This window comes from Candidatus Magasanikbacteria bacterium RIFOXYB2_FULL_38_10 (assembly GCA_001783145.1).
Classification (GTDB): domain Bacteria; phylum Patescibacteriota; class Patescibacteriia; order Magasanikbacterales; family UBA10003; genus GWC2-40-17.
The window spans coordinates 36760-60269 of the sequence record MFQT01000002.1; the positions used below are offsets into that span (position 1 = coordinate 36760).

Here is a 23510-nt window from a genome sequence, read left to right on the forward strand (position 1 = left end):
AAATTTAAAGTTATTTAATTTTCTTTAATTTATTATATCATTTTCACTTTAAATTTAAAAGCCGCATCTGTTGAAGCGGCTTTTAAATTTAATCTACTTTATTAGGAGTCGGGTTTATTTTTAGTAATCCATGCCCATGCCACCCATGCCCATACCTCCGGCTCCGCCGTGTGAATGTTCATCTTTTTTCTCCGGAATATCGGTCACCACCGCTTCAGTGGTTAAGAACATTGCGGCAATGGAAGCGGCATTTTGCAAAGCGGTTCTGGTAACTTTAGTTGGATCCACAATGCCCGCTACAATTAAATCTTCATACTTGTCTAAATCCGCATTGTATCCCATACTGCCAGATAACTTTTTAACCTCTTCGGCTACCACAGAACCATCTTTGCCGGCGTTTTGGGCAATTTGTCTTACCGGTTCTTCCAAGGAACGAAACAAGATATTCACGCCAACTTTCTCATCGCCTTCCACAGCCAAATTCTTCAAAACATCACGAGCGCGGAGAAGTGCCACGCCACCGCCCGGCACAATACCTTCTTCTACCGCGGCTTTGGTGGCAGCCACCGCGTCTTCAATTCTGTGTTTCTTTTCTTTCATTTCTGTTTCCGTAGCGGCGCCAACTTTAATCACGCCCACGCCACCGGCTAACTTAGCCAAACGTTCTTGTAATTTTTCGCGGTCAAAATCACTGTCGGATTGTTCAATCAATTTTTTAATTTGAACCACACGTTCTTTAACTGACGCTTCATCGCCCTTACCTCCAACAATAGTAGTATTGTCCTTGGTGGCAATAACTTTATCAGCCTTACCCAAATCTTCTAAATTAGTGTTTTCTAACTTCAAACCAACTTCTTCCGTGATGACGCGTCCACCGGTTAAAACGGCAATATCAGCTAACATTTCTTTGCGCCTGTCGCCAAATCCGGGAGCCTTAACACCCAAAACATTAAAGGTGCCGCGCAATTTATTTAAAACAAAAGTAGTCATGGCCTGGCCTTCAATCTCATCGGCAATAATCACCAATTCTTTGCGACCGGTCTGCGCTACTTTTTCCAAGAGCGGTAAAATTTCTTCCACCGAGGCCACTTTTTTATCAGTAATTAAAATTAAAGCGTCATTATACTCTGCTTTCATGGCGTCAACATTGGTAATCATGTAAGGAGAAACATAGCCTTTGTCAAAACGCATGCCTTTTACCACCTCTGTTTCTACGCCAAAAGATTGAGACTCTTCCACTGTAATAACACCGTTCTCGCCCACTTCTTTCATGGCTTTGGCAATGGTGATGCCAATCTCCGCATCATTGGCAGAAATGGAGGCTACATTCACAATTTCCTCACCTTTCACCGGCTTGGAAATTTTATTTTTCAATTCTTCTACTACGGCGGCCACGGCTTTTTCTATACCTCTTTTTAGAGCCAAAGGATTAGCGCCGGCAGTAACATTTTTAAAACCTTCATTAATAATAGCCTGGGCTAGTAAAGTGGCGGTAGTAGTACCGTCGCCGGCCACATCATTGGTTTTAGAAGCAACTTCTTTAACCAATTCCGCACCCATATTTTCAAATTTATCGGGCAGATCAATTTCTTTAGCCACAGTAACACCATCTTTGGTAATAGTTGGCGAGCCATAACCTTTGTCTAAAACCACATTGCGGCCTCTGGGTCCCAAGGTTATTTTAACGGCATTAGCCAAAATATCAACTCCTTTTTTTAATGATTGACGAGCTTTTTCGTCAAATAAAATTTGTTTGGACATAAAATTATTTATTCAATTACGGCTAAAATATCCCCCTCTGACAAAACCAGAAATTCTTTATTATCAATTTTGATTTCATCAGGAGAATATTTTTTAAATAAAACTGTATCGCCAACTTTTACCGACATGGCGGCGTAAGAACCATTTTCCAATAATTTGCCCGGACCCGTGGCCACAATCTTACCTTGTTCCGGTTTTTCTTTATCTACGGTGTCAGGCAAGATAATGCCCGCGCGAGTAGCCTCTTCTTTACCCGCCACCGCTTCCACGATCACATGATCGTTTAATGGTCTGAGATTTTTCATAGTCTCTTGAATTAATTATTAATAAGTTAATGGAGATAATTTAGCACTCTAATTATTAGAGTGCTAAGATCTACCTGTCTGTATTTTATAACAAAAAGAAAGAATCGTCAAGGGCCCGCAGACAGTGGCCCGCAGACACCTCCCAATCCCACTCTTTCATCCTTTAATTTTATCTACTAAATTATCTCTATAATAAGCACGGAGGCGGCAGATTTTGGAACAATTTTTAACTAAACAGCGTTTGTTTTCTAAATTGGCACTCCGCCACAATTCTTCTGGTGCCTTATCTTTCAAAGAAGCGAAAGTAATTCCGGTTTTATAGCAAAAAAACGGACGGCCCGCAGGATCAAAATTAAAAGTGCGATAAGCCAAGTGGCAAGGCCAAGCCACAGTTTTACCGGGATTTAAAAAATATTCTTCAAAAGATAACAAATTTTTAACCGAGTTGGTAATTAAAGCGCCATTTCTTTTTTGTTTAATAAGCCAATTAAAAAAATCTTTTACGGCCTCTGGCTTTTGCGGCCATAAGGGATCATTTATAAACCAATTCTCCTGCGCGTAATCGCCCTTAAAATTTTCATCCAAAGCTTGGATGTTAACAAAAAAACCATTGGCCCGGGCAAAACTGACTAATTTTTTAGCATCTTCCCCTATATTTTTTTCATTGAGCAAGACCCCCAAACAAATTTTCATTTGGCTCCCCTGTCTTTGTTTGGCCTCGGCCAAATCAAGAATCGCTTCCTTGGCTTTTTCGTGAGCCCAAGGAATCTGCCGCAGGCTATTATGAATTGCCGGATCAAAACTGTATAAAGAAATTCTAATTTCTTCAATTCCCGTAGCTACAATTTTGGCCGCCATTTCTTTATTAATCAAATAACCATTACTTTCCAAAATAACTCTAAAATCATTGATCTTTAAAAAATTTAAAATCTCCAGAATGTCCGGCCTAATCAAAGGCTCTCCTCCGCCCAGACTAATTAAATAGCCCGGACCAACCCATTTTCTTAAATCACTGATGATTTTTTTCCATTCTACCGTGTTTAACTCATTTCTTTCCGCACATTTCCAGATATCACAGTGACTACACCTAAAATTGCAATTATAAGTGATGATTAAATCGCTACCCTTGGGTTTAGAAAGCGGGAAATTAAAAAAATAAGACAATTTTTCTAAAATAGAATTAAAGATTTTTTTAAAATAATTATTTTTCATAAAATCAGACGGTTCACCCAAGACACCTTCTCCCCCAAAATTCCACACCCCCAATCCTAAAGCCAACAGCATCAAACCGCTAAAAGAACTCCATAAATAATGATCAAACAAACTTAAAATTAAAAAAAACAATAAAATTTCTCCGCCTAATTTATTTTTCTTTAATAAAAAAAACAAAAAAATAATCAATAAAATAGTTCCTGTGATTCCTAGTTCTATAAAAACCAAAACTAAAGCATTGTGTACGGGCTGGTAACCGCTGGTTTTGTCAATTAAAGAAAACTTTTGAGCGGCAACCAGGGTATAGTTTCCCAAACCCGTCCCCCAAAAGATATTATTTTTAAAAATTTGATAAGATTCCGTGTAGCCATTTAATCTTTGGATTTTAGACCACTCTTCCAGTTGTCCGGTAACTTCTACCCTATTTCTTAAAAGAGGCAGAAAGATTACAGAAAGAAGCGCTAAAAAAATTAAACTAAAACTGAAATTCAAAATTAAACGCCGACGGATAAAAGGAGAAAAATTTTTTTTTATCACTCTAAAAAACCAAAAAAATAAAGACACGGCCAGGGCCAGCCAGGCCGAGCGGGAAAAAGAAAAAAATAAAGCGGCAAGAAAAATAAAATTAAAAAATAATATTCCGGCACCACTTTTTTTAAATACCCCGACAACATCATTCCTTTCTTTAATTAAAAGAAAACAGATTATTAGGCCAAGTGCCAGGAAAGCGCCCAGAGCATTGGGGTGGGTAAAAGTACCATAGGCTCTAAGCCAGCGTCCGCCATTTTCTAAAACTGCCGTGCCTAAAGTTCCGGAATGATGCACAGTTAAACCCAAATAGCGGCTGGCAAAAGTATTTTGAGATAAAAATTGATAGATGCCCAAAAAGGCCGCCGGAAGTAGACCTAAGACAAAACAATAAGCGGCTTTTAAATTATTAATAGCTCCACTACTGAGCAAAATAAAGAAAGCCCCAGCTTCTAAAAGATGCAAAGCTTGTTGAAAAAAAACCAATTTATCACCGGAAACAATACCGGAAACAAATAATAAAATTGCCAAAGCTGAAATTGGTACTCGATTATTTTTTAAAAAACCTAACCAATTATTTTTTTTCCTCTTATTTAAAATTCCTGCCAACAAAATCAACCACAACAAAACTTCCTCGGCATAAATGCCTATAATGCCATACTCCCAAACAGCCCCATTTAAAAAACCGCGGCGCAAAATGAGCCTGGTTTGCCAAGGCAGTAAAAATATAAAAAGATAAATTAAAAAATTATAGAGCTTGGTCATTTAGTTAAAATTGCTTTTTGAACACGCCGGATAATTTATTCTACCCCGGAGGAAAATTTTTCTTGCCACAAATTATAATACCCTTCTCTTTTATCCGGGGTATGAAATTTTAAAAATCCTTCCTTAATTACAATATCATTTTTATTATGCCTCTTCCAACTCAGTCTACTGTTAATTTTTTCCATTTGTACTAGGCGTAAAAAATTCTCTAAAATACTCCCTAATTCTCCCGCCAAAAAATACTCTGCCAAGCTTCCAATCTTTCTTAACCAAGAATCTTCTTTAATTAAACGATAATCACAAGTCCTGCCCTCCTCATTCCAATTGGCTAAATTTTCTTTAATCCAAAAATTATCTTGCCAAAATTTTTCTAAAGTTTTATTGCGATTAACTAAAGGAATAAGAGAAGCAATCCAGTAATGCAAATAAACATCAATTTTATTAGGCAAGGTTAAAGCCTGTAAATTTAAATGATTCGTGTCAACAAAAAAACTTAAACAAATACGATTAGTCATTTTACTTTTAAAAGTACGCAAACCAAAAAGACGTAAGAATAAATTAGCTAAAAAACGCACAATCCAAACATGGCCGCGATTAGCCACAATAAAAAAATCAATATCACTTTCTTCCCTACTGGTGCCAAAGGCCAAACTATTGCACACGGCCACTAATTTAATAAAAGGCACCAAATTTAAAATTGTTGCGGCTTTTTGAGCAATTTGCCATTTGGGCAATTCCCAAAAAATTTTTTGAAGACGACGGGAAACCAACGACTCGTCTGGAGACAAAAAAAAGAAACCGTTGGTAGTTCCTACGGCTCCTTTTTTTATAAGAACATCCAAATCTTTTCTTAATTGAGACAAGTCTGTTTTGGCGGAACAAAAGAGATTCTCCTTAAGCTCTAACAAAGTAAGGGGTTGTTGAAAAATGGAAAAAAAAGACAGGGTTTTAATAATTGGCAGCTGTTGATTCATAAAAAGCGCTGTTCTTTTCTTCTGCTTTTTCTTCACCGACATTATCTTCCACTATCATCTTTTCTGGAGTAAGAGAAATAACCTGACTACGATGAATAATTAAAGGCTCTTGCAAACGTCCCAAAATTTGACCCTTTTGAACAAAGTAGCGCAAAACACTTTGACTGTCCGTATCTAATTCCAAATCAACTATAATACCCAATTTAATTTTGTTCTTGGTAAAAACCGGCAAATTTTTAATTTGTGGTAATGAGAGTAACATCTTTTTTCTTAAAGACAATTATTTGTTGCAAAACGGTTAAAAGCGTGGTGACGAGCCAATACAAAGTAAGACCGGCAGGGAGACCAGCGCCAATAAAAACAGTCATAAGCGGCATCATATATAGCATTTGTTTATTCATCATAGCGGCCATACCTTCGTCTTTGCTGCCCGTTCCTTTAACAACAGGCGGTTGCATCGGCAACATTTTAGTTTGCCAAAATTGCGCGGCGCCGGCCAGTACGGCCAAAATAATATTGGCGTGGCTTAAATCTAAAAAGCCAAAAGCCAAAGTTTTTATGGTGCCGGGGTTATGGACAAAAGGGTAAAGCAGTTCAAAATTTTGCGATTTTAACCCGGCACTCAATACCCAATAAAAACCAATCAGAATTGGCAGTTGAATAATCAAGGGCAGACAAGAAGCAAAAGGGTTGATCTTTTCTGTTTTATACAATTCCATCGTAGCTTGCGCCAATTTTTGTTTATCATTTTTGTACTGTTCTTTTAAAGCATTAATTTTGGGCTGAAGGCCTTGCATTGATTTTTGCGCCCGGATGGATTTATTGGACAACGGCCACAAAATTACACGAATTAAAGCCGTAATGATAATAATAGCTACACCAAAATCATGACCGGGAATTACATTGTAAAGAAAAATCAAAATGTTAAAAATTGGCTGATAAATGATTGAATGGAATAAAGAAGAAAGCATAAAATAAATAAATTATGTTAATTATTCCGCGACTTCTTTTGCTTCTGTCTCTTCTGCTTTTTCTTCTGTCGGAGAACTTTCTTTAGCGTCGGCCTCTTTTAAATTTTTTTCGGACTCCTTTTCTGACACAATTTCTTCTATTGGCACATCTTCTGCTACAACTTCTTCAGCCGGAGCTTCTGCGCCAACTTGCTCCACAATCACTTGCCAGCCGGTTAATTTGGAAGACAAGCGAACATTCTGTCCGCCGCGACCAATAGCCAAGGAATACTGATCGGGAGTCACTTTTACCAAAGCGGATTTTTCCGCTTCATTTAATTCCACGGACAAAAATTTAGCCGGCGATAAAGAATTGCCGATAAAATTGCCGGTATTATCATCATACAAAACAATATCAACTTTTTCTCCGCCCAATTCCGCAATAATAGTTTGAATTCTAGCGCCGCGCTGGCCGATGCAAGAGCCAATCGGATCAATATTTTCTTCTTTGGTGTAAACCGCTACTTTGGAACGAGAGCCGGCCTCGCGCGCTACGCCTTTAATTTCCACTACGCCACTGGCAATTTCCGGAATTTCCATTTCAAAAATCTTTTTAACCATTTCCGAAGTAGCGCGAGAAACTTTAATTTCCGGTCCGCGTACAGACATATTCACTGACAAAACATAAACCTTGATGCGATTGCCCGGGTTGTATCTTTCACCAGTCACCTGCTCTTCTGGAGGTAAAACGCCGTTGGCCTGACCCAAATCTATAATGACATTGCGTCCTTCACGACGACCTACCGTACCAATTACAATTTCTCCTTCGCGTCCTTTAAACTCACCAAAAATATTTTCTCTTTCGGCTTCGCGCAACTTTTGAATAATCACTTGCTTGGCGGTTTGCGCAGCCATGCGGCCAAAAGCCGCCGGAATTCCCAAAGGCCTTCTGATTACCTCATCCAATTTGGCTTTAGGATATTCTTTTTTAGCCTCGCTAATCATCCATTCGGTCTTAGGATTAAAACGTTTAACCGGCTCCATTTCGGGAATCGGCTCGCCCTTATCTTCTGCTTCTTTAACTTTGGCGGCATAGTCTTCTTTTAATTTTTCTATTTCTGCGGCCTCCGCTTCCAAATCCACATCGGCCACCGCTGTTTTTACATCAAAAGCCTTCATTTCACCGGTTTCAGGATTAAATTCCACTTGGACATTTTGATTTTTTTCGCCGAAATCCTTGCGATAAGCGGCAGCCAGAGCCGCTTGGATAGTATCTAAAACCGCTTCATAAGAAATTTTTTTCTCGTCGCAAATTTGTTTGATAGCCTGGGCAATAGGTGAAGACATAAATGATAGATAGGCCAAAAAGGCCTTTAAATTATTTATTTAAGTATATCTTAAATTTGATTTAAAAAAAAGACTAGTTTAATGATTAAACTAGTTTCTAAAGATATTATAGCAAATTCCGGCCTGTCTGTCAATAGTTGTATCTAAAATACAATATTTTCTATCAATCTTACCCTGGCTTTTTGGGCCTTTAAATTTAAAACTACAGCTAAAGAGTCAAATTGGCAGGCAACCTCGGCTAAATTGTGTAAAAGCAAAAAACTTCGCGCCGCGCCTTGCAAACGCCGCATTTTAAAATAACTAATAGCTTCTTCCGGTTCCCCACTGCCTAAACCCGTCCTAGTTTTCACTTCCACAAAATGAATCACCCCTCCCTTTTGAGCAATAATATCCAACTCACCATAACGCGTGCGCCAATTACGGTCCAAAATTTTAAAACCCCTGCCAACTAAAAATCTGGCCGCTAAATTTTCTCCATAGCGCCCAATTTTTTGAGTATACATAATCCCCCTTATTATTTTTACGGCAAATATTTATTTAATCTTTCTTTTTCCAACTTTTCCGCCATTCGTTTAGGTACAATCTTTAAAAAATATTTAACAATAAACACCAGCCAGACAACCAAACCGATAATCCACAATCCCAGCATAAAACGACGCGATAAAATAGGTGTAAATTCATAACGGAAAAAAACAATAATTAAACCCCACACTCCCATCCACCCCAGCAACCTAGAAATTTTTTTAAGACCACGGCGCGCAAAAACATCGTAGTGCGGACTTTGTGATAAAACTTTTAAAATAATAGCGGCCAGCAAAAACAAACCAAAAATAATTAACATAACCCAAAAAGCCGCCGAGCCAAGCAAGGGAGTTTGGCTAAACCAATAAGAGAGAGAAAAAATATTTTTGATAGAATACATAAACAATAATTGAAATTATTTTTCAAAAATTAAACCGTAATGATATTTACCGGCAGAAAATCTTTCTTTTAACGCTAGACCCAAATCATCAGCTGTCTTTTCCACCCAAAAAGGATCAACTCGTCCTTCTACCGGCGGACCAAAAGGTGCATCGGTTAACATCCAATCCACCACCATCAGCCGACCACCAATTTTTAGTAGCCGCCGCGCTTCCTTTAAAATGGCGACTCTGTCTTTATTTTGAAACAAAGTATTGATTAAAAACGCCGCATCAACAGCTTCACTTTGTATTTTAGCCGCTCCTAAGCGTTCCAAATCGCTCCACACTCCAACAATATTTTCAAAATGTTCCAGTTCAGCGCGTTTTTCTATATTCTCCAAAACCGAGCGCTGAATGTCTACAGCATAAACCCGACCTTCTTTGCCCACCATTTTAACAGCGGGAAAAACAAAATGTCCCACAGCGCCGCACCCCAAATCAGCCACGATCATTTTTTCTTTAAGCCCTAATTTTTGTAAAACAAAATTGGGATCAATTAACTTACTGCCGCCGGATGATTCTAAAATCATATAATTAAATTATGATTGAAAATCCTTTGGGCTAAGCCCTAGGGTGATACAAATGCTAATTAGAAAACCCTCTGAATAAACCACCAAAAAGCCCCAAAACAATTCCACCCAAAGCACCGGAAACACCCAATAAAGAAATAATAATGATACCGAGACCGAATAATTTGTAAAAAGTGCGAGTACCGCCGGAGGAACCAAATTTTTCCTCAGCCCAATCAATTAAGCCAAAATTAGTAATGAACCATTCTGTATACATGATAAAAATTGCACCAATGGGTAAACCTAAAATCCAAAAAATTCTCATAAATATATTGGTGCGCGAGAGAGGACTTGAACCTCCACGGGGTCGCCCCCACAGCCACCTCAAGGCTGCGTGTATACCATTTCACCACTCGCGCGCAGGTTGTAATTCTTTAAGCCTATAATAACAAAAAAATAAATTCTGGTCAATAAAAACAACCGGCGTTGGTGCCGGTTGTAAGGTGACTGATTAAACAATCAAGGTACTAAAGAGAAAATCGGGAGAACCACCGCAAAAAAGCCCGGCTGGAAAAAACATAACTGGCATACTGCCCTCTTTTTTCCTTAGCGCTAGGTTGACCGGACTTTAAAACATGAACCATGCAGAGAACCCGCCAATTGGGGTGCAATTCCTTAAGATACTGTTTGGCTCTGACAATCCACTGCATTTGTTCAACAATATTCAACCTATAAGCCGTGGCGGCGGCACAGGGCGTATGAGCGTAAATCAAAATCAACGGCCGGGCGCCATTGCCATCAAGATTCTTAAAATGAACACCTCCTTCAATACTATCAAGCAAAGTAAGATGTTGGCGCAAATGAGGCTTAATCAAAGGAGATTCGGGATGCAAAAGCAACCCGCCGCCGTTCAAGGACGGATCATGAAAAACGCATTCATCCATAGCCACATCACCGGCAGTCTGAGCCAGATTATAGTGGTGCAAAAGCAATTCCAGTTTGCGTGATCCATCCGCACAGTCAACAATCACCATGCGTCCGGGATCTTGACTTTTAACAACGTCAAAATTCCGCAAAATGACATCTTGGCGCAGTTGTTCAACCAAACGCAGATCAACTAAAGACGTTTCTGCCATTTTTAAGACTCCAATTAAAAGGTAAAAGGAACAACATTCAACAACAGAACAATATTATGATATAAAATTGCTTTTTAGTCAAGAGTTTTAAACTTTAAAAGACCCTGTTAAAAACAGAGTCTTTTAATGGGCAGTATAGGATTCGAACCTATGACCTAACGGATGTAAACCGTTCGCTCTAACCAACTGAGCTAACTGCCCCTAAATTATTTTCTCCTAAATCAAAATTGTCTATTTTTCCCCACAATCATGGCTAACTTTTTTTTATTAATTTCAATAGAAATCATAGCCTCCTTGCTTTCGCGACCATCTGCCACCACCAAAGCCGGCTTTTCCATTTTTAACAAAATTTTCTTAAAAAAGAAAGTACTGATTTTCTTTTTCTTTTTACTAGCCATCAAACTGGACAAAAGCCCGCCCCCGGTCGGCCTAAAGTATATCTCCATCTGGCCGTCTTGCGGATGCAAATGAAAACGCTGACTTTCAAATGGCGGAGGTAACAGATTGGCTATAGCCACTTCAAATTTTTCTTGACGCAAGTCAGCAGTAAAATTTTCATCGCACTGCACCCTTAATTTGGCGGAAGGAATAAACAAATAACAAATGAAAAAAAACTTTTCATTAATAGTGGCATAATCCAATTTCTCAATCTTGCGCGCCGAAATAACTTCACAGGCTTTTTCATTTAAAGGCATTCCCAAAACCTCGGCAAAATGATTTCTTTTTTGGCCCACAGGAATAAAACCAAAGGTGACATTTAAATCTGCCGCCCGGGACAAAATCCTGATAAAAGTATCATCATTTCCTACCATTACCACAGTACTGGAGCCATGACGCATCTCATCTTCTATTAAAACCTTGGGATTAGTAAAAGAAGACAATTTAATAGTCTTACCAAAAATCTCAAAATCACGCAACCTTTTTTCTATGTTGGCAATAATGTTTTTATACTCCGGATCTTGAACGTAGGTATCGTAAAGATAAATGTAACTATTACTGCTTTTTTTATCCAGCCCGTAGTTTAAATTAGCGGGTGGCAAAACGCTTTTTATACGTCTGGCAACACCATTCCTTTGCATTCCTCCGTTCACCAAACTCTGCAATTCTTTTCTGGCCTTTTCCGGATTAAGAAAATTTTTTTTAAGCGGTTTCAAGGCCGGCTTCATCATATCCTTCAGATTTTTTTCCGGGTTTGCCTTTGCCTTTTTCACTCTCATCCATTAAAGTATGGCCTTGCAAAATAGCGCCGGCAGATACAATTAGTGTTTTAGTGGTGACATCGCCAAAAACTTTAGCAGTAGGAGTTAATTCTAAAATTGTAGCCAAACGCATATTGCCTTTTACCTCTCCAGCCACCACAGCACTGTCGGCTATCACATCCGCATTAACCTTAGCCCCTTCTTCCACACGCAGTTGTTTGGCAGTTTTGATTTTGCCGTTAACTTGACCCTCAATAATTACATTACCCTCGGAAACAAAGTCGCCTTCTACTTTTACGGAAGGACCTACAATTGTTTCTACATCGCCTCCTACTTTTTCTGCGTATTTGTCAGTCATATTTAGATATGAATTATTAGTAGATTAAAGTAGATTTACTTTAGCTCAAAAAACCTTAACTGTCAAACTTATTTTAAGGCCTGACGAAAAACCCATTAAGCCGCCACTTGAGTGGCTTTAAGCTCTTGTTTTACGGGCACACTAAAACCAAATTCGCTACCTTTATCTTTGCCCAAACTATCACACCAAATATCTCCTTTATGGCCAGCCACAAATTTGGCAGCGATATACAATCCCAGTCCGGTACCACTGCGACCCACCGCAGTTAAAACGTCTTTGCTTCTAAAAAATTTGGAAAAAACCTTTTCTTTGTCTTCTACACTAAGCCCAATGCCGGTATCCACTACGCTTACGGCAACCTTGTCGCCTAAATCCCGCAGAATTATTTTAATAGTCCCCTTTTCCGTATATTTGATAGCATTATCTACAAAATTAAAAATAACATTAACTATTTTATCTCCATCCATTTCGGCAAAAACTTTATTCTTGGCCTCGTTGACAAAACTCATTTTAATTTTAGAAGGCAAACGCGATTTTAATTCGTTAGTCACGTGTTCAATTAAAATGTTCATTTCCGTCCGCGTAAATTCAAATTGCATCTTACCGCTTTCAATCTGGCTTAAATCTAAAAATTGATCGACTAAATGCATTAACCTTTCAATACTGTAAGCAATATTATTTAAAATCGGGGTAGTTTTTTTATCCAATTCGCCATAATCGCCATCACTTAAAAGAGAAATGTATCCTTTAATAACAGACAGCGGGGTGCGCAATTGGTGGGAAGCAATAGACAAAAAATCATTTTTGGAATGTTCCAATTCTTTAAGTTTCCAATTGGCATCGTCTAAAAGTTTTTTCAATTCCCGAGTTTTTTCCAACCTTTGAACCTCTTGTAGAATACTGCGCACCAAAAAAAACCCAAAAATTGCCGTAAATACTAAAATTATAAATTGCCAAATGGTTTCCACAATGGAACCGGCAAAAAGCATGCTCCCTGCGGCAAACAAAACCAAACAAAAAGCAAAAATTTCACCGATTAAAACCTTAGGATGAAAAAGATAATTTTTATACAAAGCAAAACTGATGGCAATGGCGATTAAAACTCCGGATATGGGACCAAGCCAAAAATATTGCGATTGCTGTCCAGCCAAAGGATTGGTTAAAAAAACATTAAAAACCAATCCCGGGGAACTGCCTAAAATAACCCCCCAAAAAATGTAAGCCAGTTGACGCCGAGAAATTTTGTCTTCGGCTTTTTTATATCTTTTGTAAAAAATTGCCACGCCAAAGAGCCAAAAACAAAGGAGGGCGGCAGAAAATAATTGCACACTTTCCGAAACAAAAAAAGCATCGCGTCCCCAACTGGCATGAGTGATACCTATTAATAAATTTCCCGGCCAAAGCAAAAAAATAGAAAAAATAAAACCAAAACCTAAAAGCCAACGCAACAAAAAATGCGGACGCGGACGACTGGGCGGAAAAACATAGGCAAAATAAAACAGCCACAAACCAATCCACAGTCCCCCCACATGGCCCACTTCTAACCAAAAAAGAGCCAAAGAATCTGTTTGGGCTACCAAAAACCCAATCATTCCCAAGGACCACAAGGCGGCCGAAACTAAAATCCATCCAAAAGCCTGAAAATGAGTGGCGAATTTGTAGCGTTTAATAAAATAAGCGCCCGCCCCCACAGTGAAAAAAATAATTAAACTAATGAAGACAAATTGCCACTGCATAAAATAAAATCTAAGGTTTTAAAGGAAGCCAAATATTAAAAGTGGAGCCTTGGTTAACCCCGGAGGATTCCACCCAAATTGAGCCATTATGGGCTTCCACAAATTTACGGCACAAAAACAAACCTAAACCAACACCATTAGCATCAACCGCTTTTGCATTATTGGTGCGGTAAAACTTTTGAAACAAATTAGCCAAATCGGCCTCTTCTATGCCAATACCCTGATCTTTAATTTGTGTTAAAACTCCTTCACCATCTTCCATCATTCTTAATTGCACATCTTTAGAAAGTCCATACTTAATAGCATCATCAATTAAATGATCAAAAACATGAGTGAGTTTTTCCTCATCGCCAAAAATCTTCACCGGCTCATCAGGCAGATTAGTAATAATTTTAATCTTCTTTGTTTTGGCGGTTTCCGCTAAACGTTCAATCACCGCTTCTACTACTTTTCTTAAATCCAAATCTTTAGATACATATTGCAACCTTTGTTCTTCTAGCCTGGTGATATCCAAAAATTCATCAACCAGTTGATTTAATTTTTTATTATTCTGATCAATGGCGGAAAAAACTTCATCAACTTTTTTATCGGCCTTGCCATAGGCTCCTTCTCTTAACAAGGAAATGTAGCCACCAATAATAGTTAAGGGGGTGCGTAATTGATGGGCGACAATAGATAAAAAATCACTTTTAGCTTTATCCAAAACAATTAAAGATTTATTGGCCTCCTCTACTTTGGCAGCCAATTTTTGCATTTCTTCCCTCTTGTCAACTTCTTCTTTAATGGTACGAATTAAAAGCCAACCTAAAAAAGCCACAGTTAAAGTAAACAAGGAACGGAAAACAATTTCCCAAATTGATTTAGATAAAAATAACCCGATGATAATTAAAAAAAGGATTGAGGCGATAAAAATTTCCGTACGAATAACTTTGGCACCAAGCAAATGATGCTGAGTAATGGCATAGGCCAAAATAAAAGGAAAAGCCAGGCCGGAAAAATAAGAAAAAGGGTAACGAATATCAATGTTGTAAGCCGAAAGATAAGCTGTGCCGCCCACAAACATTACAACGGAAAAAGCCAAAACCACGTAAACGGCTTGAGTTTTAAATTTTTTATCTTGACTGTTTTTATACGCTCGCCAAATATTGATGATAAAAATTTGTACACCCCAATAAAAAAAGAGCAAAAAAAAGTGATGCAAAATTCTGGCTTGAGTGTGAGCTCCCCAGCTATAACGATAGATTTCATCAACAAAATAAGGAGTGCGGCTGACTAAAAGAAAAAAAATGGATACTAAATAAGTAAAAATCAAAATTTTTCTTTGACCCTTGTTATTGGTAAACACCAAACTAAAATGATGCATTAAGGCGGGCATTAAAGAAACCCCTAAATAAACGAATCTGTCCCACCAAACAGCCGCCACCTCATTATTTTTGTTTAGAAACATCATGAAGGTGCCCACCAGCCAAAAAATCATCGCCACGCAAAAAGCCAAAAAAAGGCGGTTAAGCGGCGAGCGCGGATTTTCATAAAAAACAAACCAAGCCAAAATGGCCACAAAAATGGCGCAGACAAGCGGTAAAATTGTGCCGAGGTCAAACATAAAAAAATTGAATCAAACATTATTATATCATAAAAAAAGGGATAAGCCTTGCGACCTATCCCTGAGTTGATTGTTTGCCTTAATGAATGTAAAGCGTGCGCAGTTTTTCCGCGATGGCCATTTCACTCTGCGGGAAAGGTTGATGGGCAATGCCATTCAACGCACCCTGTTTCAAAAGATATTGCGACACTGGCGGGTCAATACTCTTAATGTTGTGCTTGGTAGATAAAACTGATGCTGACAAGATGCAACCAAGCATACAACCATAAGTGGTTCTCCCGTTATTTTCATCTTGACCCATACCGAGATCAACACCTATACCCCTAGGTGCAATGGCCTTAGGCAAAACCCCGCAACCCACAGGCAGAATGGAAACAGGCCAGCCAAGAAAGTCCTCCTCTCTGACGGCTGGCGGAATACAAGCATCCAAGACAAAAGCAGCCGGTGTTACATGTTCTGGCAGAATCCTGCTCTCAGGAGAAGAGTGAGCGGTAAAAATCAACTCACAGCCACCCTGACGCAAGGCAGTGAAATCCTTGGAAATGGTTACCAAAAGAAGCTGATTAATCCTTTGCAAATCATCTACCAGTCCTGTCACTTTTGGATCTTCAGGATCTCTTACTACCAGAACCATGCTGTTAACTTCGCTCGCCATGAGCCTGGCAAAACCAGCGCCCATGAGTCCAGCGGCGCCTACGATACCAAGACAAACCCTTTGCAAAGGCAAGCCCAGATTACCCAGTTTCTTGGCGGCACTGTAAGCCAAAGCCATGCTCATGTCATCACCATGATCAAGCCTCAGACCCAACTGATCCGCCTCTTCCACCAAATCCTGTCCGCTGTGAGAAACCGAAGCCACCAGCGAACCCAGACCAATATCGGTTGCGCCAACTTTCTTGGCGGCACGCATGGCGCGCTTGATCAAATCTAGTGATTCTTCGCGATAGCGCAAAAACTGCAAAGGCCGCCTGTCAATAAGAAGAATCTGGAAATCCACCCCCAAAATTTCTGTCTTAGGGGACCACCAGAAAAACCCATCTCTTTCGGCTTGCTCTTTCATTTTCATCGTCATCTGAGCAAGCTGAATATCGGTATTGTGAGGCTCTTCACGGAGCTGAGACAAAAACACCACAAATCTCTTGGTAACTGGTGCAGTTTCCATCGCTTCCTCCCTATGTTTAAGAACAATTATTGCATACCCAACTTGGAACGCAACAGATTATCCTACTTAATATATCACAATTTGTCAAGAGCAGGGATTTGTCTGGGATTTGTCCACAGGGACTTTCAAAGACCTACATCTCTTTTATAATTGGAATTCCTAAAATGAACAGACCATTTTCCAAAACCTGTCTCACCATTCTTACTAATTCCAAACGCGCCGCCACTAATTCACTTCTTTCGGCTTTCAAGACCGGGCAATTTTCATAAAAATTACTAAAATCCTGACACAGCTCATAGAGATATTTGGCGAGCTGTGAAGGATCCTGCCTTTCCCCTGCTACAATAATGGCCCCGTTCAAACCGGCCATTTTCAAAATTAATTTTTTTTCAAAATCGGAAATCAACAAAGAATAACTTGTTTTTAAATTTATTTTTACTTTTTTTAAAAGGCTATTCATTCTGGCCAAACTATATTGCAAATAAGGAGCGGTAAAACCATCAAAAGAAATTGCTTCTTTAATATCAAAAGCAATTGTCTGATTGCTACCAACTTTTATCATGCTAAATTTTAAAGCGCCAAAGGCTAAGGCTTTGGCCGTCTTATCCAATTTAGCCTCCGACCATTCCGGATGTCGTTTTTTTGTTTCTTCTTTGGCCGCGCGCAAGGCTTCATCGCGTACCGTTTCATATAAAATCACATTGCCGGCGCGCGAAGACATTTTTTCTCCACCAGGTAAAGCGACTAATTCGCAAGCCACGTGAGACATCTTATATTTAAATCCGCTGAGTTCCAAAATCTTGAATAATTGTTGAAAATAAAATTTCTGTTCTGTACCGGTTAAATTTATACTACCGGTAATTTTGGAAAACTTCTTGGCCTTGACCTTGGCTAATCCTAAATCCGAGGTTAAATACAAACCGGCACCATCGCTTTTTCTGATAAGGGCGACATCCAAACCAAAACTTCCTAAATCAATAATAATCGCCCCACCCTCCCCTACTTTGGCAATTCCCTTTTGTAAAAGCTCGTCAACCACTTTTTGTCCCAAGTCTTTAACGTCTTTTTCATAAAAAACTGTTTTATGCTTTACCTCAAGTTCTGCAAAAATATTTTTAAAACCATCCAAACTCCATTGCCTGGTCTGCAAAAATAATTTCCAAATCTTTTTGTCTTTGGCTTCAAGCATTTTCAGCATTGCTTTAGATTCTTCAGCTTGTTCCGGATTTTCTTTTAAATAATTACTGGCTTCGGCATAAATTTGTCCCAACCATTTTTGCTTATCAGCTGGCGGTTTTTCTCCTTTGTGCAAATTAACTAAGCCCCATAAACACTTGGCCACGTGCGCTCCAAAATCATTGATGTAATTAACCCTAATCACTTTGGCACCGGCGGCTTCATATAAATTGGCCAAGGCATTACCCAAGCACATTATTCTTAAATGACCCACATGTATTTCTTTGTGAGTGTTATTGGAAGGATACTCAATTAAAATTTGCTCACCTTTCTTGGCCGTACCTTGCCCATATTTATTTTTTTTCTTTTTGATTTGGGGTAAAACCAACTCCGCTACCATAGCCGGATTAAGAAAAAAATTAAGATAAGGCCCGCTTGCCTCAACTTTTTCTATTATGGAATCTTTATTAGTCAAATTATTCAATTTATTAGCCAATTCAAAAATTTGATTGATCCCTAGATGTTCTGTTTTACCAAAACAACCAAATGAAAAATCTCCCATTCCTGGTTGAGGTGGTTTTTTTAATTCAATTTCTCCACTTACTCCACCATCTTTGAGAAGTTCAATGATTTGTTGTTTAATTTCCTCCAACATAATTGTTATTTAATCTTTACAAAAAACCTGCTTCCTTTTTGCACCATATCGCCGCTCTTTACATCCATTTCAATGGAATCTATTTTTTGATTATTAACTTGCACGCCGCCCTGTTCCACTACCCGCCGCGCTTCGCTTTTGCTTTTAACAAAACCGGCAGCCACTAAAACTGCTAAGATATTTTTATCAGTCACTTTAATTTCCATCATTTCTTCCGGCACTTCTTTTTTAGTAAAAGTTTTTACAAAATGCTCTTGCGCTTCAACAGCCAACTTTTCCCCATAATACATTTTTACAATCTCACCCGCTAAACGCATTTTTAAATCTTTAGGATTAGCACCTGCTTTCAATTCTTTTTCAATATCTTTAACTTCTAAAACAGGCATTTCCGTGCACATCTCAAATCCGCCCAAAATCATGCCATCGGTCCAACTCATTATTTTGCCAAACATTTCCTCCGGCGTATCGGATAACGCCACCATATTACCGGTGGTTTTACCCATTTTTACACCGCTGTTATCTGCGAGTAATTTCATTGTTAAAACAAACTTTTCTTTATTTTTTAATTCTTTCATTAAATCCCGTCCGGCCAGCATATTAAAAGTTTGGTCATTGCCCCCAATTTCGCCGTCCACGTCCATAGCTACGGAATCGTAAGCTTGCATTACAGGGTATAAAAATTCATGAAGATAAATAGTTTCATTTTTTTTCAAACGTTCTTGAAACATATCCCTCTCCAGAAGTCTGGGTACGGTAAAATGCGCAGTTAATTCCAAAATATCAGCAAAATTCATTTTACCAAGCCACTCGTTATTATATTTTATTTCCGCCGCATTTTTTCCTTCAAAATCTAAAATTGCCGAAGCCTGCTTTTGATAATTCTTACAATTGTTTAAAACTTCTTCACGGGTTAATTTTTTACGCACTGCCGTTTTGTCCGTCGGATCACCAATCATCCCGGTAAAATCACCAATCAGCATTATTATTTTATGTCCTAAATCTTGAAACTGGCGCAATTTTAATAAAGTAATTCCGTGGCCAATATGTAAAGTGGCGGCAGTTGGATCGTAGCCGGTATAGATTTTTAATTGTTTGCCCGATTGTAGCAAACTTTTTAAAAAATCTTTGGTGGGATATATATTTTCCACGCCTTTTTTTAAAATCTCTTCAATTTTTTTAGGGTCTGTATCAACTGACATATATAATTTTATATAAAATATTTTATAATTATCCCACAATCGGCACGGTAATTTTAAAGGTAGTGTTCCAACCGCCGTCAGTATCCGGCGACATCACCTCTATATTACCCCCGACTTTTAAAAGACGCTTATCAGCATAAGCCAAACCCTTGCCCCCTTCTTCTATCCCGCGCAAAGCCTCTTCCTTGGTAGAAAATTTTTCATCAAAAATCCTGCCTTGAATTTCTTTGGGTATGCCTATTCCGTTGTCAGAAAATTTAAAAACCAAATTTTGTCCGTCTCTTTCAATGATCAATTGCACTCGACTATCTTGCATATTTTTTATATCCGATCTTAAAGCATTGGATAAACAATTCTGCAAAATATTAAAAATCAAACCGTGAGGAGCTTTAATTTTCAAATTTGTCGCTTCCTCCGCTGTAATATTGTTATAAATTACTTCTGGTTTGTTATTCAAATATTCAGGACCGCTTTTGTGAAAACCGCCGTCAAAACCACCTAAAAGCCATTCCAAAGTTTTGACCAAACGTCCAATGTCTTTTTCTTGATCAATATTCCTCACCATTACTTCCGCGGGATTCTCTCCTCTTAAAAATAAATCTTCCATTATTAGACGATAGGCCTCCCAATTCTTTTTTACGGAAACCCACCTTTCCAACAAATACTCCAGATCTTGTTCGGTAAATTCTTTCCCTTTCAAATAATCTTCACAAATGTCTTCCAAAATAATCTGTTTGCTCATATCTATAACCGCCCTTCTAAAATTTTTAGCATCGTGGGTAAAATAGCCTTTCATTTTTTTAGATAGATGACGGCTCAAATCTCTTGTTTTTAACAAATTATCTAAGGCTGATTTGATTGAAGAAAAAACTATCTCATTTTCTTGATTGCGACCAACTGTCAAACGATGAATCAAAGACTCAACCTCTACAAAGGCCTTATCATATAAATCCAATTCTTTAAAAGGCATTAAATGAATCTCTTTTGCCTCTTTCAAAAAGATATCCGATTTATTTTTTAAAATTATCTCTCCATTATTTTTTTCAAGCATATTTCTAATTCTTGTTTAATTAACGCTCGCCTTGGCAGGTTCGCCAAAATGCTGACAGTGTTGAGCGATTTCATTACGAGTAAGTCTTAGGGGCATAAAAATTATTCCGGCCAATTTTCAATCATTAAAAATTCCTTTTGTTTAGACGGAGACATTTGATATACAGCTTCTGTGACATACGGAACAAAAGGATGTAATAATTTGATACCAATTAACCAAACGCGGAAAAGTGTTTGCTTGGCCGCTTTTTTTTCTTCTTCACTTACCTCGGCAGACAGCCGCGGTTTTATTTCTTCTAAATATTTATCGCAAAATTCATGCCAAAAAAATTGATAAGCCTCTTCCGCTGCCAAATGAAAATCAAAATCGTCTAAATTTTTCGTCACTTTTTTTGTCACCTCGGCTAATCTTTCCAAAATTGCTTTGTCTTGTTCATTAACAACATTATTTTTCTCTGCTGGCACAAAATTTTCTCCCAAATTCATCATTACAAACCTAGAAGCATTCCAAATTTTATTGGCAAAATTGCGATGCGCACGGATTTTATCTTCGGAAATAACAACATCATTACCAGCGGAAACTCCAAACACCAAAGCCATACGCAAAGCATCGGCTCCGTAATTTTCTACTACGCCCAAAGGATCAATTACATTGCCCTTAGACTTAGACATTTTTTGTCTGTCTTTGTCACGCACAAGTCCGTGCAGATAAACATTTTTAAACGGCACTTTGCCAGTCACATAAATTCCCAGCATTATCATTCTGGCTACCCAAAAAAACAAGATATCCCAACCAGTTTCCATTACGGCTGTTGGATAAAACCTTTTAAAATCGCCAGTGGTTTGCAGAGTGGCAAACGGCCACTGACCAGAAGAAAACCAAGTATCAAAAACATCAGTTTCTTGCACCCAGCCCTCCCCTTTCGGCGCTTCTTCACCCGCATAAACTTCTTCACCCTTGTACCACACCGGAATTTGAATCCCCCAAACAATCTGACGGGAAACATTCCAATCGCGGATATTTTCCAGCCAATGAAAAAATATTTTTTCAAATTTTTCCGTGACAAATTTTACCTCGCCGTTTCTAACCGCCTCCATGGCTTTTTCTGCCAAAGGTTTCATTTTAATAAACCACTGAGGCAAAACCCTAGGCTCCAAAACATTGCCGCATTTATAGCAGGTGGCCACACTATGTTTGTAATTAGCATCAATTTTCACCATCAAGCCGGCTTTTTCCAAATCCTGCGCAATCACTTTTCTAGCCTCGGCAATCTTTAAACCATGATATTTTTTAGCCGCCTCATTATCTGGAAAATGCTTTAACAAATTCAATTTGCCATATTGATCAATCACTTCTATGGGTCCGGGAATTTCATTTTTGTGCCTCTGCCAAATTTCATAATCAATTGGATCGTGGGCCGGCGTCACTTTTACCGCGCCCGTGCCAAATGTGGGATCTACGGCTTCATCGGCAATAACTTTTATTTTAGTTTTGCCAATTAAAGTTTCTATCTCCACCTCTTGGCCAATATATTCTTTATAGCGTTCATCATTAGGATGCACGGCAATAGCCGTATCACCAAACTTAGTTTCCAACCGCACCGTGGCCAAAGTAATCGGCCCATATTTTATATAATACAAAGGATCTTCTTTTTCTACATGCTTCACTTCCAAATCAGATAAAGTAGTTTGATGTTTCACACACCAGTTGATAATTCTTTCTCCGCGATAAGCCAGGCCATCATCGTAAAGCTTTTTAAAAGTTTGATTGACGATTTTGACAATTTCCGGGTCCAGAGCAAAAGTTTCTTTTGTCCAATCGCAAGACGCACCAAGTCGGCGCAATTGCCCTTCCATTACCGTTTTGTTGGTTTGCGTAAAATCCCAAATTTCTTTGTATAATTCATCTCTGGGAATAGTAAACCAATTACGACCATCCTTTTCCAATTTTTTTTGATAAACAACTTGCGTTTCAAAACCGGCGTGATCGGCCCCGGGCAACCATAAAGTCGGTTCGCCTTTCATCCTATGATAGCGCACCATAATATCTTCCAGTGTCACAAAAACCGCGTGACCCACGTGCAAAGAACCATTGGAATTAGGCGGTGGCATTATAATACAAAACGGCTCGCCCTTGGCCTCTTTAGACGAGGCAAATTTTCCGCTCGCCTCCCATTGTTTATAAATTTCCTTTTCAAATTCCTCCGGTTTAAAAACTTTTGGCAATTCCATACATAATAATTTTATTTGTCTCTTTATTCTAACTTAAAAACCGCTTTAAGGCAAGATCTTGACTTACTAAACAATGGCAACTCAACAGGTTGCTTTTTTTAATTAAAAAACCCTTGCTGTTAAGCAAGGGCGTAAAACACTATCCAATTAAATAATGGTTACAAAAAAATCAACCAAAACCAACACGAAACAAGTAGACCCTAGCGCGATACTGACGACAAAAGTCTTGCTAATCCACTTAATGGTAGTTTGAGCAAGATTGGGCTGGCTCTTTTGAAAAAGCGGGGCAATGGTCAAAAACTTGTTCAACTGCCTTGCTTCCCACAAGATATACAAAAACTGGGAAAGAGCCATGGTAAAGGAAAATAACCCCAGCGGAAAAAGGAAATTGCTTTTAAAAGCCTGACTGAACGGCCCATAAAGACAATAGGTAGAGACGAGCAACAAGGGCAGACCAAAAACTAAGCACATTTTCATCAGCACTTCCAGAAAGGCACTTCCCTCCCTGGCGCCAGGTGTCAAAAAAGAAAACAACGCCCAACCAGTACTGGACAGACCCAATCCCATCGCCACAAAAAGAGCAATGATTAAACCGTGCATGATCCCCTCCTCACTTTGATTTATCAAAAAACTGTTTTTCTATTAAGGAGCTTAGCAAAATAATTGAAAAATGTCAATCTCGCGTCTAGCA

General features: G+C 38.7%; 21 protein-coding genes and 2 tRNA genes. All 23 read right to left on the minus strand.

Annotation, left to right across the window (positions count from 1 at the left end; all coding sequences use genetic code 11):
• Positions 1–120: 120 nt before the first annotated feature.
• The 23 genes from A2294_02690 to A2294_02800 all read right to left on the minus strand — a co-directional run bounded on the left by A2294_02690 (position 121) and on the right by A2294_02800 (position 23419).
• Complete coding sequence (locus A2294_02690) at positions 121–1761, minus strand: chaperonin GroL (GenBank protein OGH86138.1); 1641 nt, start codon at positions 1759–1761, stop codon at positions 121–123.
• A gap of 8 nt (positions 1762–1769) precedes the next feature.
• Complete coding sequence (locus tag A2294_02695) at positions 1770–2066, minus strand: co-chaperone GroES (protein OGH86139.1); 297 nt, start codon at positions 2064–2066, stop codon at positions 1770–1772.
• A 156-nt stretch (positions 2067–2222) separates the two neighbouring features.
• On the minus strand, positions 2223–4571 hold the full coding sequence (locus A2294_02700) for a hypothetical protein (protein OGH86140.1): 2349 nt from the start codon (positions 4569–4571) through the stop codon (positions 2223–2225).
• A 35-nt stretch (positions 4572–4606) separates the two neighbouring features.
• Positions 4607–5545 (minus strand): hypothetical protein, encoded by a 939-nt coding sequence (locus tag A2294_02705; GenBank protein OGH86141.1) that lies wholly within the window; start codon positions 5543–5545, stop codon positions 4607–4609.
• The gene (locus A2294_02710) at positions 5520–5807 is read right to left on the minus strand and encodes a hypothetical protein (GenBank protein ID OGH86142.1); all 288 of its coding nucleotides are present in this window, start codon (positions 5805–5807) and stop codon (positions 5520–5522) included. Before A2294_02710 ends, A2294_02705 begins: the two co-directional genes overlap by 26 nt.
• Positions 5782–6516 carry a hypothetical protein gene (locus tag A2294_02715; GenBank protein OGH86143.1) on the minus strand — a complete coding sequence of 245 codons (735 nt, stop codon included), beginning with the start codon at positions 6514–6516 and terminating at the stop codon, positions 5782–5784. The genes A2294_02710 and A2294_02715 overlap by 26 nt, the downstream gene beginning before the upstream one ends.
• A 21-nt stretch (positions 6517–6537) precedes the next feature.
• Entirely contained in the window at positions 6538–7842 is a 1305-nt protein-coding gene (locus A2294_02720; protein OGH86144.1) for a transcription termination factor NusA, read from the minus strand.
• 143 nt (positions 7843–7985) lie between these two features.
• The gene (locus A2294_02725) at positions 7986–8345 is read right to left on the minus strand and encodes a hypothetical protein (GenBank protein ID OGH86145.1); all 360 of its coding nucleotides are present in this window, start codon (positions 8343–8345) and stop codon (positions 7986–7988) included.
• A gap of 17 nt (positions 8346–8362) precedes the next feature.
• Entirely contained in the window at positions 8363–8764 is a 402-nt protein-coding gene (locus A2294_02730) for a hypothetical protein (protein OGH86146.1), read from the minus strand.
• A gap of 15 nt (positions 8765–8779) precedes the next feature.
• A complete protein-coding gene (locus A2294_02735; protein ID OGH86147.1) occupies positions 8780–9334 on the minus strand; it encodes a hypothetical protein in 555 nt (184 codons plus the stop codon).
• A 312-nt stretch (positions 9335–9646) separates the two neighbouring features.
• Positions 9647–9732, minus strand: a tRNA-Leu gene (locus A2294_02740).
• A gap of 108 nt (positions 9733–9840) precedes the next feature.
• A complete protein-coding gene (locus A2294_02745; GenBank protein ID OGH86148.1) occupies positions 9841–10449 on the minus strand; it encodes a hypothetical protein in 609 nt (202 codons plus the stop codon).
• Positions 10450–10576: 127 nt separating this feature from the next.
• A tRNA-Val gene (locus A2294_02750) sits at positions 10577–10650 on the minus strand.
• A gap of 20 nt (positions 10651–10670) precedes the next feature.
• Positions 10671–11615, minus strand: coding sequence for a hypothetical protein (locus tag A2294_02755; GenBank protein OGH86149.1), 945 nt, complete (start codon positions 11613–11615; stop codon positions 10671–10673).
• The gene (locus tag A2294_02760; protein ID OGH86150.1) at positions 11590–12006 is read right to left on the minus strand and encodes a hypothetical protein; all 417 of its coding nucleotides are present in this window, start codon (positions 12004–12006) and stop codon (positions 11590–11592) included. The genes A2294_02755 and A2294_02760 overlap by 26 nt, the downstream gene beginning before the upstream one ends.
• A gap of 95 nt (positions 12007–12101) precedes the next feature.
• Entirely contained in the window at positions 12102–13742 is a 1641-nt protein-coding gene (locus A2294_02765; GenBank protein OGH86151.1) for a hypothetical protein, read from the minus strand.
• 10 nt (positions 13743–13752) lie between these two features.
• Entirely contained in the window at positions 13753–15345 is a 1593-nt protein-coding gene (locus A2294_02770; protein OGH86152.1) for a hypothetical protein, read from the minus strand.
• 79 nt (positions 15346–15424) lie between these two features.
• Positions 15425–16507 carry a hypothetical protein gene (locus A2294_02775; protein OGH86153.1) on the minus strand — a complete coding sequence of 361 codons (1083 nt, stop codon included), beginning with the start codon at positions 16505–16507 and terminating at the stop codon, positions 15425–15427.
• A gap of 133 nt (positions 16508–16640) precedes the next feature.
• The gene (locus A2294_02780; protein OGH86154.1) at positions 16641–18338 is read right to left on the minus strand and encodes an arginine--tRNA ligase; all 1698 of its coding nucleotides are present in this window, start codon (positions 18336–18338) and stop codon (positions 16641–16643) included.
• 5 nt (positions 18339–18343) lie between these two features.
• Positions 18344–19537 (minus strand): tyrosine--tRNA ligase, encoded by a 1194-nt coding sequence (locus A2294_02785; GenBank protein OGH86155.1) that lies wholly within the window; start codon positions 19535–19537, stop codon positions 18344–18346.
• A gap of 28 nt (positions 19538–19565) precedes the next feature.
• Positions 19566–20588 (minus strand): hypothetical protein, encoded by a 1023-nt coding sequence (locus A2294_02790; protein ID OGH86156.1) that lies wholly within the window; start codon positions 20586–20588, stop codon positions 19566–19568.
• 101 nt (positions 20589–20689) lie between these two features.
• A complete protein-coding gene (locus A2294_02795; GenBank protein ID OGH86157.1) occupies positions 20690–22819 on the minus strand; it encodes a valine--tRNA ligase in 2130 nt (709 codons plus the stop codon).
• Positions 22820–22966: 147 nt separating this feature from the next.
• Positions 22967–23419 (minus strand): hypothetical protein, encoded by a 453-nt coding sequence (locus A2294_02800; protein OGH86158.1) that lies wholly within the window; start codon positions 23417–23419, stop codon positions 22967–22969.
• Positions 23420–23510 lie beyond the last annotated feature (91 nt).